Genomic DNA, 14,484 nt, shown 5'->3' with positions numbered 1-14,484 from the left:
GGTCAGGAAAACACATGTCTGGAACTACTAAGTCAACTAAAAAGGATTTAGAAGCAAAAATTGCAGAATTAGAAGAAAAACTTGCAAAACTAGCTAGTCAATTTGAATCAAAACCACAAGTAACTACACCACCACCAGCACCAAAACCACAAGTTCAAACACCACCACCAGCACCAAAACCAGCACCAGCGCCAACAACAAAACCGCAAGGAACTCTGCCAGCAGGTTTCAAACCAGCTCCGGCACCAGCTCCAGCACCAAAACCACAAGTTCAAACACCACCACCAGCACCAAAGCCAGAGGGAGAAGTAGTCCCAGCTTGGGAGCAATGGAGAAGCGCACCAACATCGGACTTCCACTCGTACAGAGCAAAGGTAACTGGATACTCTCCAGCAGGAAACCGATACTTTGCAAGCAAGCACGTTGTACAAGCAAGCGTTCCAACATCCGACTGGAACCTACAAAAGGCAAAGGTAACAGGATACACTCAACCATCCAACAAGTACTTTGCAACACGAGAAAAACTCGCATACCATCCTAGAACAAAATACTTTGCAGGATACGGTATACAATCAACAGCAACTGGTTCTGCACAAACACAGACGGCTCCACCGCCAGCGCCGAAGCCAAACCCAACACGGGGTTCACTACCAGCTGGAACCAAGCAGGTAGAATCAAGTGGTTCTAGCGGAAATGAAAATGCGTCAAGAAAGGAGCAGCTAGAGGCATATGAAAAAGAATACCTTGCAAGAATGCAACAACAAACAAAGACTGCACCACCACCAAAACCAAATGACTCGAATAGGGGTTCACTACCAGCGGGATTCAAACCGACAACACCGCCTCCAGCACCGGCAAAACCAAAAGGCACATTACCAAAAGGCTTCTAAAAATCCAAACTTCTCTTTTATCTTTTTATTTCAGGGCAGCTAGGACTTCTTCTGCGTGGCCCTTTGGCTTTACACTTGGATAGACCTTGAAGATTTTGCCCTTTTCGTCAACAAGAAACGTACTCCTCTGGATTCCCATGTATTCTCGACCCATGAACTGTTTTTTACCCCAGACTCCGAATTTTTTAGATACCTCGGACTCTGGATCTGACAACAATACATATGGAATATTCATTTTATCTACGAATTTTTTGTGCGACTCGACGCTGTCAGTCGATATTCCAATTATAGTCGCGCCTATCTTTTGGAATTTTTTATATTCTTTAGAGAACTCATCTGCTTCTATTGTGCAACCCGGCGTGAAATCCCTTGGATAAAAATAGACTACGAACTTTTTTCCCTTGAACTCTGAGGATTTGACCGTCTCTCCATTTGCGTCATGTAGCTCAAAGCTTGGAACTTTTTCTCCTTCTTCTAGCATTATTGTTTTGGTTTCATCCCTACATTAATTATTTTTGAAACCATGGATCGACCGCATATTTTATATTGAAATCGGAAGGGGCGACATATTAGATGATATCAGGACGATCATGGTTTGTAGAAGCACTGTGCACATTTGCACTGGTCTTCTTTGGACCTTTGTCTATCATAGTGTCATCTACAATGTTTGGCGATTCTCTGAATTTGGAAGGATTATTGATAATATCACTGGCACATGGAGTCGTAATCGGCCTGATGGTCTATGCGTTTGGCCATGTATCTGGGGCACACATCAACCCAGCAGTTACTATTCCAATGATGATTACTAAAAGAATCAGTATAGTAAATGGCATTGGGTATATTGTATTCCAGTGTATTGGTGCCATAATTGCGGCATTTTCGCTAAAGGCGATATTTCCAGTGCTTGGAGCCAAGGTCAAATTTGGAACGCAGGGTGGGCCAAGTGAGCTACTTGGAAACTCTGCAATGTCTGGCTTTGCGCTAGAACTGGTCTTTACGTTCTTTTTGGTTACTGTAATATTCATGACGGCAGTGCACAAAAAGGCGCCCGCTGGAATGTATGGTCTAGTAATAGGCGGAATGATATTTTTGCTGCACTTGGTTGGAATTCCACTCACTGGCGCTTCAATGAATCCTGCAAGAACACTTGGCCCGGCTCTGGCGTCTGGCTATTGGGATTTCCACTGGATGTACTGGGCAGGCCCGATCATTGGTGGAATAATAGCTGGACTAATTATGCACTATATCTTTGTCAAAAAGGCAGAGACTAGCGCTGCATAGTAAGAACATTTTTTACGGATTTACTTTGAATTATTTTTGCGGGTCCGTAGCACAGCTTGGATAGTGCGGACGCTTGCGGAGCGTCAGGTCGTGGGTTCGAGTCCCCCCGGATCCGCCTTGTTATTTCGCAAAGAAAATAAAATTATGTAGTAAATCCACAACATGGACTTTAAATCTGAAACTAAATGCGATAGACTCACTCTGGGAAAGAATTGGTTGCCTTTTCCAGGAGAAGATGATCTATATTCTGCAGCTCCCGACCAAATCAACGGTGCGCTTGTAAAACTTGAAAACTATAATGGCATCATGATGGTTTTATCTTTTAGATCCGGTGCAATAATCAAAGTAGCACAAAACACACTATACTATAACAAAGCCGACATTATAGAATGCCAATGAATCTACAATTATAACAAGTAAATTCGATATCATTTCATGGGGGATGGAATCGGTGGACCAGTAATGGACTGTCTTTCAGGCAACATGTTTAGAATGTACGTGACTCATTTCAGAAAGGACAATTCAGAAGAATACAGCAAGCTGGAAAAAATCCAAATAGTCAAAGTAGAAAACGACCCTTCCCCACAAAGAGAAAGAACACTAGAAGACCTAGAGCAGGCACTAAAGGGAAAATTTGTCACATGCAACGTACAATATCGTGACAAAAAAACAGATACCTTATTTTGTAATGTCTTTATACAAAATCCACCAGAAGGATTCTAGTCGTATTCTATTTGCTTTATTCTGACCTGGCTTCCAAATGATTCTAAATAATGCCCAATGAAATTTTTGAGCTGCTCCCCAATCCTAAACCCCAAAGCACCTTCTAACATCCCACTGGTTTCTATCATGTGTGCAAGCTCCATGCTTATTTCCAGATCAAAAAAAGTCCAGCCAGCTCGATTAAACGGAGTACCAATTTTGTAACTGTCCTTTAAATTACATTTTATTTCCAGCTCCCCCAATGCCTTTCTAATCAGAGGGATCTCGGAATCATAGGTACGAGTGCTGAGCTGAAACAAAGACATCATGTATTATATCAAAAAAATCACAGTATAAACTGGTTTTGAAAATTAGAAAAATATTAAAAAAATCGAATCATTAAATTTTTCCTACATTGCTGTAGAAATAATTTATTGTGCTAGTTCAGCTGTTGCAAATCGTCTGCCAACTTGTGTTACCTTGATTTTAGTCTCTTGGCCTGGCTGTCCGCCTTTCACAAATATGACAAATCCGTCTACTCTTGCTATTCCGTCGCCTTGTCTGGATGTTTCAGTAATTGATACATCGTATTCTTTGCCAGTTTCTACTGGTTTTGGTCGGTCGTCAAACTGTCTGTCGTTGTTAAAACGTCTGCCGCCTCCGCCTCCTCTGTATCCGCCACCGAAACGTCTGTTATCACGTCGTCCGGAATTATCGTCAAAACTCATCTTTACACCTCCACTTTCCTTGTGACCTTCGTCAGATTCTCTCCATGGGATGTTGCATATGAACTCATGCATTGAATCTCATTGACAAGGCGCGGATTTTGTGCCTAGATACCAATTATTGTTACAATTGCGCCTAAAATGGCGTTCCACGGTTGATGACATTTGGCCCAGAGAGTACCAAGGTGTTCGATACCATTCTTACAATACAGAACAAAACCGCGACTATGTCATAAACCCCCCAAGCCAGCTGGAACTAATGAAGAAAAACTGGGGAGGATGGGGAACCGTACCAGTCGACTGTCCCGCCTGGTCAATTCTTTCAGTGGACTGTATGGATAGGGAAAAACGACCATATTGCATTGGCAGCACAGAAAGCGATTCCATAAAGCCAATATGCGAGGACTGCGCCCAAGGTTGCTATTCCGTCATAGGCGGCTATGGGTTGAAGGACTAGCTCAAAAAATACATAATCATAGCATATTGATACAATATAGTTTGGTTGAAAGCAATTATGATATTTTGGGGATAAAGCCCAGCGCAACTCAAAGAGAAATCAGAGATGCGTTTCGCAAGCTGATCCTAGACCATCACTCCGACAGGGGTGGAGACGAGGAAATCGTAAAAAAAATTATTCAGGCATATGAGGACCTCAAGGCAGGTAAGGCCTATCCAGATACGGAAGATGAAAGGCTCAAAAAAGCGAAGGTATACACTGGTGATTCTGAGGAGGAAAGAAAGAGGCGAAACCTGGTTTTATCAGGTGATGTGGCGCGAGAGATGAAGGTAGCTCAGGACTGGATTGCATTACTGCAACACGACAATGCAGCAGGCTCTAGGTTGTTTGGCTCAAAAGAATTAGGCGAAGTAGAGTTTTCGCGAGAAAAGACAGGGGATCTATCAATCAAGGGAAAAATCTGGGCAGGTACACTCACATATGATGGAGCGATTAATATGTCAGGCAGTATAACTAGCCCGTATTTTGCATATGCAGAGGAGAACAAAACCAGAATAACGATAACAAACGGAAACTTTGTCCTAATTGATCCTCTGAAAAATAATTTCATCATTGAACATGGAGTAAAAATAACAGCAGAAAATGGCGACATTCTGGTAGGCAATGTAACTGGCATCAAGGAAACAATGCAGGATCCTCAGGGCAGAGTAGGGATATACATTACAAAAGAGCATTTCACGGAGCTGCGCGCACCAAAGGGCAAAGTCGTAATATCAAACGCAAGGGAAACCGTATTCTTGGATGCAGAAACTGTAGTGGTAAATAATCTGATAAACAATGTGAAGGTCCGAGCAAAACACCTCATTATGTTTGGAACGACAATGAACTATAACTGCGAAATCACCTTAATGCACGGCGGTTCCATGACATTTCATGACGAGGGCTCTGGCTTTGCTTTATCTGATGACGCAACAATAATTTTGGAAAACGGTAAGCGATTCAAATTCCGTGAGCTTAAGACATCAAAAATGGTGGGAAACGGTAGGCAAATCACATATGAAACCTTGAACAACCTCGGCAAAAAAGAAAAACAGCCCGGCTCTAGGTTCGGCTTTGGGATGTTCAAGAAAAAATAATGCTAGTCAATGTGGGCTGTACTGGATGGGGCTATGACGGTTGGCAGGGACCGTTTTATCCAAAAAGCCTCTCAAGGTCGAATTTTCTGAGGCATTATTCGACTATTTTTGATGTAACCGAGATAAACTCGACATTTTACGCGATACCAAATGATGTTATGGTGAAAAAATGGTACTCGGAAACACCAAACCATTTCAAGTTCACATCCAAGCTTCCACAAATTATAACACATGATAAAAGGTTGGCAAATCCCTCACCATATCTGGAGCAGTTTTTACAATCAATGAAATCTCTTGGGACAAAATTTCTCTTGTCTGTTGTGCAGCTTCCACCATCGTTATCATTTGAAGAGGCAAGGCCAAATCTGGAACAGCTACAATCATATTTTCCGGATAATAATTATGTAATAGAAGGAAGGCACCAATCCTGGTTTTCAGACACTGCAATAAAGTATCTCGGTGACAAAAAGATCTGTCTAGTATGGAGTGACGTTTCAGGAATACAAAACTCGGCGCCACTCACATCTGATTTTGTCTATTTGAGATTAATTGGTGATAGAAGTATACCGGAAAAAGAATTTGGCAAGTTGCAAAATGACAGGACAAAACAAATGAAGTCTTGGATTGAAAAAATACAAAAAATCCAAGACAATATCTCCTACGCAATAATAATGGCAAATAACCGATACGAAGGCTTTGGTCCTGCAACTGCCAACAAGCTTAGGCTGTTGTTAGGGATGGAGGAGCTCTCATTTACCGATAAAAAGCAGAAAACGCTCTTTGGCAAGCCTTAACATGTGTTTGTTATTTGTTTTGTAATATTACAAATGTTTAGATCAGGTGTGATCAGCTTTATTGTTCTAGGATAGTATTACACTATAAGGGTAGTATCAAGCAAACACTGATGCGCTCGTACCGGGTCTGTGGCGTGAAACCAAGTTTCATTGCATTGCTTGCGATACTATCCTGAAATTTCATATGAATGATTTTTCAGTATGATCAATACGAATTAAACAAATTTTCATAATTCAAATGATGATGATTATATTCGTTTGATGTGATATCATACCGTTGAAAATTACATGCATTCGTAATGCTCCTTTAGGTGATAAGATTAACTAGCGGTGCAGAAATCTATCGAATGGCAAAAACAGGATGTATTGCAGGACTGGTAGGTGGATTCGCACTTTTCAGCTCGTTTTTCTGGATTGACTTTGACGTGGGAGTTCCATTTGGAACGTTCTACCAAGTTGTTGGGATGCTTGTAGGCCTAGATGGTATGCCTGCAATATTATTTGGATTCTTTACACACATGCTGACTGCAGCGCTCATTGGGTCAATCTTCTGCATATGCTCCACTATGCATAGGTTACTACAAATCAATGGAGTCGCTAAGGGAATAATCGCAGGCGGAGTCACAGGAATTCAGGTCTTTGCAATATTTTTCATGCCGGTGTCGTTGTTTTTGATATTTCCAATGTTGTCTGATCAGATAATAGGCATTTCCATGGTGACATCAGAGCAACTACAAACCGCACAAATCCTGATGGGAACATCGGACCAGATAATGTGGGGCGCGCTCATCTTACACGTTCTGTATGGAAGTATAATGGGACTGTTTGCATCGTTTATGCTGTATGAGGATTATTCTATGAAAGGGAAAACAAAGAAAGAAGAAAAAATAAAGTGGGAAAAAACAGAGAGCGAACACTGGCCATCTACATGATCAGTTTTGATCCTGTCGTCTCTCTGAAAAAGAGGGCACAGATTGGGTGCGTAGCGGGGCTTGTCGGCGGATTTGCGATTTTTGTGAGCATCTTCATAATTGACCTCTCACTGGGTGCTGCCCAGGGGTCTTTTTATAAAATCGTAGGCTTAGCAGTCGGCTCATCAGGCCTTGAGGCCACGCTTATCGGAATGGTATCGCACATGCTTACTGCCTGCATTATAGGCACGTTTTTTGGCTTGGTCTCAGGGATGCACAAAAAGCTAGACAACTATTCAATCAAAAATGGTGCAATTGCAGGAATCATAACAGGACTTGTAGTCTTTGGAGTGTTTTTTGTGCCAATCAGCCTTTTTGTCATAATGCCAATAGTACAAACATACTGGCTTGATGGCGAAATAATCTTCATGCTTACCAATTCTAACTTTGTCCTCATCAGCGCGGTTGAACTGCATGCGGTATATGGCCTTGTGATGGGTGCGTTCTTTGCAATTGCAGTCCAAGTGGAATCAAAATCAAAATTCACACTATCTAGGGAGGCCTAGAATGCTCAGGACAGTCACCATATCAGTAATAATTGGAACATTTCTGATAGGTTCGTATTATGTGGTGGCGGCATCATACGTGCAACCAGAGCAGCAAAACAAGCTTGGCATGGCATTATCTGAAATACGTCAAGACCTGACATATGAGAAATTCATTGTACTATCCGAAGACACCAAGGCATTTTTAATTCAGACAATGCCTTCTAGTACAAGAAATCTTATACTGGAAGAAGCAAGGGACAGGCCAAGCTTTGCAGCAGAAAGCAAGGACATCATGACGGAAATCTCTGGAACATCCGAGCTCCGAATGATCAAACTTACCACGATAAGCGGTGTAAAGGGGTACGATGCAGGCGGGCAGACAGCTGTCTATGTCTCTGGCAAAAGTACGTTTCTGAGATTGCAGGACTTTGGGATAGCAAGCGGAATTGATCAAAAACTATACCTGACCAAAGACGGCACAGTAGATACGGGAATAGAAATAGGCTCACTACGTGCCTCGCAGGGAGACCAAAATTATGACATTTCGGGAATCGACCATGACACGTACAGCATTCTGGTCATTTACAGCAAGCCGTTTGAGCTATACTATGGATACGCCAAATTTGTCAAGCCTGACGGCTAGTGCGCCTTATCCTGTCCTGTAATTTGTCGATAAACTCGTCGAGCTGGAAGTTTTTCTTTTCGTTTTTACGCAAAATATAATACAGTTCTTCTGTTGCCGCGTGATAATCAACGCCGATTGTCTGGGCGATATACAACGACAGATACGCCAGGAGAATCTTCCGAAGTAGAATCTCTGATGAGTATTGCGCAAGGTCTGTTCCAAGCTCGTCTAGTACATTTGCAAAGTATACATCCAAATACGAGTCCTTTGATTCACGCTCTCGCATAGCAAATGCACCGCCAAGGCCTCGCTCTGTCATGTGGATTTGCTCTACCGTTTCGATAAATTCCTCGTTTAACTTCAAGTCTTCTGATAATACTTGAGAAACTAAATCAGCACAGTCCTGCTCTGAGCTGTTCAGTGTATTTTTGAGTGAAAACATGACATGGCATGCAGCGCATCCCTGTCCAAGCTTAGTTTTGTGAGTGCGAATCTTTTCCAGCTCTTGAATGATCAGTTGTCGAATCTCTTCTTTTTCCATGGATGTGATTGCTCAGTCTTTGTTTTTAATCATTCCAGCAGACTCTTAACTTACGTTTTTTACACATGATTGGGCGATGACGAAGAGTTAGAGATTTGATCAAAGATGATCGGATTCAGTGAATCGGAGCCCAAAATCTGGAATGAATTTGAAACATTTCTTTGATAATTGTTTAAAATTCATTATAATCGATCCGAAATCATATTTCTCAAATGCCTATCCTCACATTAATTCTTCCTGTCACTCTGAACTTTTCACAAACTCTTCATTGGATTTTTTATGCTCTCTATACTATTTTGGAAAATTTATGATTATTTTCTATGTTTCAGGTTTCATGAATAATAGATGAGATTCACCAAAAAGTCTAGCAATATGTCCAATCTATTTACTCGATGTATCCTGTGTATGTATAATTTTATTTCAAGGAAGTGCAGTGATAACTGAATACCTACCCAAAGATGATACAGTGCTCGCACTCACAATTAGGAATCTGTTTTGCCTTTGCCAAGCATTTTGCGTGCTGTCCCGCCTGGCACTGGACACAGATCTGTTCCAGATTCTCAACTTCAGTGTATTTTTTGGACTGGTCAAAGCCAAATCCTCCGTCTTGCGGGCCTACCATGACATCTTAACCAAAATGTATTATTTGTCCTTTGGGTCGTCGTTGGGCTTGTCCCACATGTGCATTGTTCCGCGGATCATAAATGCCCCTACAATGATCGTGACAATTCCAATTACAACAAAAGCAAAAGCCCTGAAGATTTTGCCCAGTGCCGACATGACTGGTATTTGTCTGTCTTTGCATAAAAACAAAGCCAAATTTTGCCACAGACGAGCTACTCATTTTAATAATCCACTGGATTTTCGGCCAGAGATTGAGCCTATCGCAACCAAAGACTAAGACAAATACGAGCATATTTTACATATATGACAACAATTTGCCGACAAATTGCAGCTATTCCGGATTCAAATTCTGTAATGAGCACATAAAATAGAGAATCATCAGTGCCGAAAGATACGATACGCAGAATATTTGCGCAATACTTGCGCAGACACAATTCTAAACCCTTCCCCATGGCGCCCAATCAATGACAACATCGTGGAATAGCTTGCAAAGATTGTGGTACTCAAGGACACCAGAACATTATCGGATGAGGAATTCTTGTTTATCAAACAAAAGATTCTAAAATAACTTCGCTAGTTTTTTCTTTTTAGTATTTCATTAAGCTGGTCATTTACCTGCTTGTGCTCTATTCGCTCGCGTTGTAGAGTGGTTTTGATTATCTCCATTTCCTTTTGCATTGATTGGATTTTTGCGTTAAGCGATGATACTACAGAACTAGCCGCGGCTACTACGCTTTTTTGATCTGCCCGACCGCCTGCGTTCGACATCTTATTTTCAATGAATTTAAGCTCGCGCTTTGCATTTTCTATTTCTTTTTTCTTTGATTCGGATTCCGCCCGCATCTTATCTATTTCAATTCTGGCAGATTCTAGATGGTGGTTTGTCTCAAGCAATTCTTGGTTTGCAGCCTCTTGAGCCTTTCTGCTGGACTCGTATGAAATTTGAACCGAATCCAGGTTTTTCCTTATTTCTTCTGTTTCGGTCTTGTACTTTTGGTATTCAGTTCTTGCTATCTCCAGGTCTGTCTTGGTCCTATTTACCTCTGATAGGATGGCCTTGTTTTCCTCTGCCTGCCTTTTTGTCGATTCCAATTCAAGCTTGGCGGCATCTATCTGCTTGAATAGTTGTTGGTGTTGGACTCGCTGAGCATCCATTTCTGACTTTTTCATGTTTGCCTCTTTTTTTGCCGCCATTACCATACCGACTAATTCCTCATATTCTGCCTTTACCTTGTCAAGTTTTTCAGATACAGACCTAAGGTGTTCTGCCTTTGAATGTAATTCCAAGTTTAGATGTTCAAGATCGGATGCAATTTTCTCCACTTGGATTGCCTCTGGACTCTTTACCTGTACTGGCTCTGGTGTTTCTATTCTGATTTCTTCTTCTTTTTTTCGCCTAAAGAGTCCCATGTGATATCACCATGTATTACAAAGATGAATTTTACTATTTACGGATGAACCGGAGGTAAAAACCAAGGCCGCCCACTATGAACCCGACCACAATTAGTGCAATTCCGGTTTGTGGCTCACCGGAAAACCAAGTCGGTGCGATAAAGAACAACAGTGCGCCAAGTATTATCAGGAAAAACCCACGACTCTTTCTTGTTCTATTGTGTTCGCTATGCGCCATATCAGATGTGCTTTGATATTGTTTGCGCGACTTTTTTTCTCCCAATGTCCATTATGAATGGCCCGATTTTTGGTCCGCGGCTTGCGTTGATTATTATCTGGTATAATATCATGAAAAAGTCCTTTGGCTGGACATTGTTCTCTTTGGCAATGTTATAAATTGTGTTCTGCAAGTCTTCAGGATCCTGGTCTAATTCTAATATTGTGACAAGTTTGGACAGAGCCGCCTTGGTTTCAAGATTGATTTCAATTTTTACAGACTCTTCATCCTCAAAGTCGTCAGCGTAATTTCCTGCAAGCTCTATTAACTGCTCAATGTGGGGCTCGGAGTTTTTGATAGAGCCATAGTCGATGAGCTTTTTTGTCACCAGTCCTATCCTGTCATCCTTGAAGATTCTACACAATTCTATTAGCAGCCTGAAATTGACATGCATTGGAGGAGTCTTTGGCGGATTTAGCAAATTTGTGTACTCGTACAGTCCTCTGGTCTTAAGTAACTTTGCCTCATTGTCAAGTTTCATCTTTCCAAAATAAATGTCCTCTATCTCATTGTATTCATCCATTAATGCTGGAATGTCCTCAAAGCCTAGCTCTCGTGCACCTGTGATTCTCTTGTATAGTAATAGTAACATGGACTTTGGTGTTCCGTACCTGAACCATTTCTGTGATGTGACGACATTTCCTGCAGATTTTGATATCTTCTTACCGCCCTTGTCCAAAAACATTTCATATTTTACGTGGTGCGGTGGCGGATGGCCTAGCACTTCCTCAGATACCCAGTCGTTTACCTTGACTGAATCCATAATGTCTTTTCCATATGCCTCAAACCTGATGTCAAATGCATGCCATCTTGCGGCAAACTCTACCTTCCATGCAAGCTTACCCAAGTCCTTTGAAATGTCTGCTTCTCCCTCATGGCCGCAACCCTTGAGCATTTTTGATCCTATTTCAGCTCCGACACATCTGTATTTTACAACCCTTCTTTCCTGGTCATACTCGTATGATTGTGCAGTGTATAACCTGTTACATTTTGCGCAAACCGGATAGTACGGCAAAAATTTCTGGTACTTTTCCTGTCCTACCAGTTCTGCTATCTTATTTCCTATTTTCTCAGAATTGATCAGAATTGTATGGATTTGGTCGCGAAGCAGGCCGTTTTTGTAAGCGTCTCGAGCCCGAATGAAATTATACTTTATTCCTAATTTGTCCAACCCATCAAGCAGAATACTACTCATGTGCATTCCATAAGAGTCATGGCACCCAAACGGATCCGGAATAAGTGACACTGGCTTTGCAATGTGCTCTGATAGTGTATCTGGCAAGCCCTCTGGAATCTTTCTGAGGCCATCTAGATCATCGGAATATGCTATCAAATCAGACTTGTAACCTAGATTTTCCAGTGCAAGCTTCACCCCATAGGCTCGAACTGCATCACCCAGACTTCCGATGTGCGGAATGCCGGACGCACCAAGGCCTGATTCCACTTTGAGGAGTTTTGTTTCTCGCCCCAACTGTTTTTCCCGCTCTATCATCTCTGATGCGAGCTTGTCAATCCAGGTTCCCCTGCCAATGATTATTTTTTCTTCCTCTGACAAGTCACTCACTCTAGTTTTTTTGCCATATATGGGCCATCCGAAGTGTATCCAATTTTTCTATAATATTCCCGGGTGCCGACTGCGGATATTACCAAGAGTTTTTTGGCATCAAACTCTTCGCGCGCGATCTTTTCTGCCTCACTCATCAGGTTCTTTCCAAGACCAGAGTGCTGTATCTGTCCGTTTTCTCGCTCTCCTATTTTGAGTGATTTTCCATATACGTGCAGCTCCCGCACAATACAAAAGTCTCGCGATATTTCTTTTCTGTGGGCCTTGGGGCTTGGCTTACGCAATCTCAAAAATCCGTAGATTCTGTCTAGTGAATCATCATATGACAAAAACACTTCTTCTCCGCCGGATGAGGTATAGTCTTCCCGTTGGAGCCTGGCCTCCTGTTGTGGCTGTGTAGTAAATCCAACTTCACGACATCGAATGCACTTGCAGGACATGCCGTGCTTTTTGAGTCTCTCAAGCACTATTTGCCTCAGGTTGCCTGATTTTGGACCAGCAATGATTTCATTTGGGCCAATCTCTCGCTGGACCCGCATTATTCTTACCCACCTTGGTATGTTTTTCTTAAGTTCCATTAGTACGTGAATCATGTCCTCATCGGAGTATGGCGTGTATTTTCCCTGAAGATAGTCCTGGTACATTGGCGTGTGCTGCAACACCAATGACGGGTAAATCTTGAGCATGTCTGGCTTTAGCGAATCATCTAAGAAGAGTTTCTTAAAATCCGCAATGTCAACTTCTGGGCTGACTGTGGGCAGACCTGGCATCATATGAGCTACTATCTTGTAACCTGCATCCTTTGAAATCTGGAACGATTCTACAACATCAGAATATGTATGACCACGGTTGACAATTTTATACACAGATTCCTGCAGGCTCTGCACGCCAATTTCAATTCTGGTGACGCCATAGTCCAGCATCATGTCGACATGTTCTTCCTTGCAATAGTCCGGCTTGGTCTCTATGGTAAACCCGACATTACGAATTTGCGCTTTTTCGTTTGCCTGCTTTGCCTCCTCCAGCGTTGCAGAGTCAAATCCATTTAGAGCATCATAGCATGATTTTATGAAATTTGTCTGATAGTCCTTTGGCATGAAAAGAAATGTGCCACCTACAATAACCAATTCCATCTTGGATGGATCGTGGCCGTATGCTACCAACTTGTCAAGCTTGTTTGTAATCTGTTTTTTTGGATCATACTGGTTTTCAATTGCATTAATAGTTGATGGCTCATTGCCGGTATAGGAATTTGGAGAATTAAATTCAATTCCACCAGGGCAATATGTGCACCTGCCGTGCGGACATGCATATGGCTTTGGCATTAATGCAATTACTGCAACACCAGATGCTGTCTTGACTGGTTTTTTTAGCAATACTTTTTGGAGTTTGATGTAATCATTTCCGGAAACCGTTGATAAAATTTCGTGGTTCTTTGGGATTCTCTCCAGCGCATATTTTGTGCAGATTCTTTTTATTTGTGATTTGATCTGGTCCTTTGTAGCATCCTGTATTGAGAGCAGGTTTTGCGAAATCTCTACGCAGGCTTGTGAAAATATTGCGCTGGGCATTGTCTTGAAAATGCGAATCTGGCCTTAAATTTCTTATAACTAGCGTCGTCTGTTCGAGGCTAGTTTCCTGGAACTTTTTGCTGTTGAGCGCTTTGGCTTGGATTTCTTTGATTTGGTTTTCTTTACCTTCTTTGTCTTTTTCTTGGCTTTCTTGGATGGCTTCTTATTTGCAGGCTTGGGTGGCGATAGCGATCCATCATCTAATCTTACCTTGAGGTTTTTCATCTGCACCAGCTCGATTCGGGTTTTGGCAGATAGTTGAGCCAAGTCTAGGTCTATTACCGGAAATGCGCTTCCCTGGGACTCAAAGCACTGCGGATGAAAGACTCGACCCTTCTGGTAAACCATGGTTACTTTTGGAACGCCTTGGTTGCAGACGGCGCACATGTCTACAAAGTTTTCATCAGCCAATTATTGAGAGACTTGACCACTCTAATTTAATATCT

Annotated in this window: 19 protein-coding genes and 1 tRNA gene; 11 read left to right on the top strand and 9 right to left on the bottom strand. The window is 42.0% G+C overall.

Annotated elements, in window-relative coordinates; all coding sequences use genetic code 11:
* Positions 1-14 precede the first annotated feature (14 nt).
* Positions 15-890: a trans-sialidase gene (locus FJ354_01360; protein MBM3905318.1), complete on the top strand. Its 876-nt coding sequence runs from the start codon at positions 15-17 to the stop codon at positions 888-890.
* 25 nt (positions 891-915) lie between these two features.
* Here FJ354_01360 and FJ354_01355 read toward each other — a convergent pair whose 3' ends face one another.
* The gene (locus FJ354_01355) at positions 916-1,371 is read right to left on the bottom strand and encodes a thioredoxin-dependent thiol peroxidase (protein ID MBM3905317.1); all 456 of its coding nucleotides are present in this window, start codon (positions 1,369-1,371) and stop codon (positions 916-918) included.
* A gap of 92 nt (positions 1,372-1,463) precedes the next feature.
* Here FJ354_01355 and FJ354_01350 point away from each other — a divergent pair, with 92 nt between their 5' ends.
* The 4 genes from FJ354_01350 to FJ354_01335 all read left to right on the top strand — a co-directional run bounded on the left by FJ354_01350 (position 1,464) and on the right by FJ354_01335 (position 2,894).
* Positions 1,464-2,171 (top strand): MIP family channel protein, encoded by a 708-nt coding sequence (locus tag FJ354_01350; protein ID MBM3905316.1) that lies wholly within the window; start codon positions 1,464-1,466, stop codon positions 2,169-2,171.
* A 40-nt stretch (positions 2,172-2,211) separates the two neighbouring features.
* Positions 2,212-2,286: transfer RNA gene (locus FJ354_01345), tRNA-Arg, on the top strand.
* 47 nt (positions 2,287-2,333) lie between these two features.
* Positions 2,334-2,570, top strand: coding sequence for a hypothetical protein (locus FJ354_01340; protein ID MBM3905315.1), 237 nt, complete (start codon positions 2,334-2,336; stop codon positions 2,568-2,570).
* A gap of 36 nt (positions 2,571-2,606) precedes the next feature.
* On the top strand, positions 2,607-2,894 hold the full coding sequence (locus FJ354_01335; protein ID MBM3905314.1) for a hypothetical protein: 288 nt from the start codon (positions 2,607-2,609) through the stop codon (positions 2,892-2,894).
* Here FJ354_01335 and FJ354_01330 read toward each other — a convergent pair.
* Both FJ354_01330 and FJ354_01325 read right to left on the bottom strand, forming a co-directional pair.
* Positions 2,891-3,202 (bottom strand): hypothetical protein, encoded by a 312-nt coding sequence (locus FJ354_01330; GenBank protein ID MBM3905313.1) that lies wholly within the window; start codon positions 3,200-3,202, stop codon positions 2,891-2,893. The two genes, FJ354_01335 and FJ354_01330, sit on opposite strands and share 4 nt — an antisense overlap.
* Before the next feature lie 102 nt (positions 3,203-3,304).
* Entirely contained in the window at positions 3,305-3,601 is a 297-nt protein-coding gene (locus FJ354_01325) for a TRAM domain-containing protein (protein MBM3905312.1), read from the bottom strand.
* A gap of 100 nt (positions 3,602-3,701) precedes the next feature.
* On the opposite strand from FJ354_01325, the gene FJ354_01320 reads away from it, so the two are divergent.
* The 6 genes from FJ354_01320 to FJ354_01295 all read left to right on the top strand — a co-directional run bounded on the left by FJ354_01320 (position 3,702) and on the right by FJ354_01295 (position 8,087).
* Positions 3,702-4,055: a hypothetical protein gene (locus FJ354_01320; protein MBM3905311.1), complete on the top strand. Its 354-nt coding sequence runs from the start codon at positions 3,702-3,704 to the stop codon at positions 4,053-4,055.
* A gap of 41 nt (positions 4,056-4,096) precedes the next feature.
* Complete coding sequence (locus tag FJ354_01315; GenBank protein MBM3905310.1) at positions 4,097-5,191, top strand: J domain-containing protein; 1,095 nt, start codon at positions 4,097-4,099, stop codon at positions 5,189-5,191.
* Complete coding sequence (locus FJ354_01310; protein ID MBM3905309.1) at positions 5,191-5,985, top strand: DUF72 domain-containing protein; 795 nt, start codon at positions 5,191-5,193, stop codon at positions 5,983-5,985. Before FJ354_01315 ends, FJ354_01310 begins: the two co-directional genes overlap by 1 nt.
* Before the next feature lie 347 nt (positions 5,986-6,332).
* The gene (locus tag FJ354_01305) at positions 6,333-6,917 is read left to right on the top strand and encodes a hypothetical protein (GenBank protein ID MBM3905308.1); all 585 of its coding nucleotides are present in this window, start codon (positions 6,333-6,335) and stop codon (positions 6,915-6,917) included.
* The gene (locus FJ354_01300) at positions 6,878-7,462 is read left to right on the top strand and encodes a hypothetical protein (GenBank protein MBM3905307.1); all 585 of its coding nucleotides are present in this window, start codon (positions 6,878-6,880) and stop codon (positions 7,460-7,462) included. Before FJ354_01305 ends, FJ354_01300 begins: the two co-directional genes overlap by 40 nt.
* A gap of 1 nt (position 7,463) precedes the next feature.
* Positions 7,464-8,087 carry a hypothetical protein gene (locus FJ354_01295; protein ID MBM3905306.1) on the top strand — a complete coding sequence of 208 codons (624 nt, stop codon included), beginning with the start codon at positions 7,464-7,466 and terminating at the stop codon, positions 8,085-8,087.
* On the opposite strand, the gene FJ354_01290 is transcribed toward FJ354_01295, so the two are convergent.
* From FJ354_01290 to FJ354_01265, 6 genes are all read right to left on the bottom strand, one after another.
* Positions 8,071-8,610 (bottom strand): hypothetical protein, encoded by a 540-nt coding sequence (locus tag FJ354_01290; protein MBM3905305.1) that lies wholly within the window; start codon positions 8,608-8,610, stop codon positions 8,071-8,073. The genes FJ354_01295 and FJ354_01290 overlap by 17 nt on opposite strands.
* Positions 8,611-9,807: 1,197 nt before the next feature.
* A complete protein-coding gene (locus FJ354_01285; GenBank protein MBM3905304.1) occupies positions 9,808-10,644 on the bottom strand; it encodes a hypothetical protein in 837 nt (278 codons plus the stop codon).
* Between the two features lie 34 nt (positions 10,645-10,678).
* On the bottom strand, positions 10,679-10,864 hold the full coding sequence (locus tag FJ354_01280; GenBank protein MBM3905303.1) for a hypothetical protein: 186 nt from the start codon (positions 10,862-10,864) through the stop codon (positions 10,679-10,681).
* Between the two features lies 1 nt (position 10,865).
* The gene (lysS, locus tag FJ354_01275) at positions 10,866-12,458 is read right to left on the bottom strand and encodes a lysine--tRNA ligase (GenBank protein MBM3905302.1); all 1,593 of its coding nucleotides are present in this window, start codon (positions 12,456-12,458) and stop codon (positions 10,866-10,868) included.
* A 5-nt stretch (positions 12,459-12,463) separates the two neighbouring features.
* A complete protein-coding gene (locus FJ354_01270) occupies positions 12,464-14,038 on the bottom strand; it encodes a tRNA uridine(34) 5-carboxymethylaminomethyl modification radical SAM/GNAT enzyme Elp3 (protein MBM3905301.1) in 1,575 nt (524 codons plus the stop codon).
* A gap of 39 nt (positions 14,039-14,077) precedes the next feature.
* Positions 14,078-14,449 (bottom strand): hypothetical protein, encoded by a 372-nt coding sequence (locus FJ354_01265; GenBank protein MBM3905300.1) that lies wholly within the window; start codon positions 14,447-14,449, stop codon positions 14,078-14,080.
* Positions 14,450-14,484 lie beyond the last annotated feature (35 nt).

The sequence above is a fragment of the Nitrososphaerota archaeon genome (assembly GCA_016872055.1).
GTDB lineage: Archaea > Thermoproteota > Nitrososphaeria > Nitrososphaerales > Nitrosopumilaceae > Nitrosotenuis.
The sequence above is the reverse complement of the archived record's forward strand: the minus strand, read 5'-3'. Positions and strand labels throughout refer to the sequence as shown.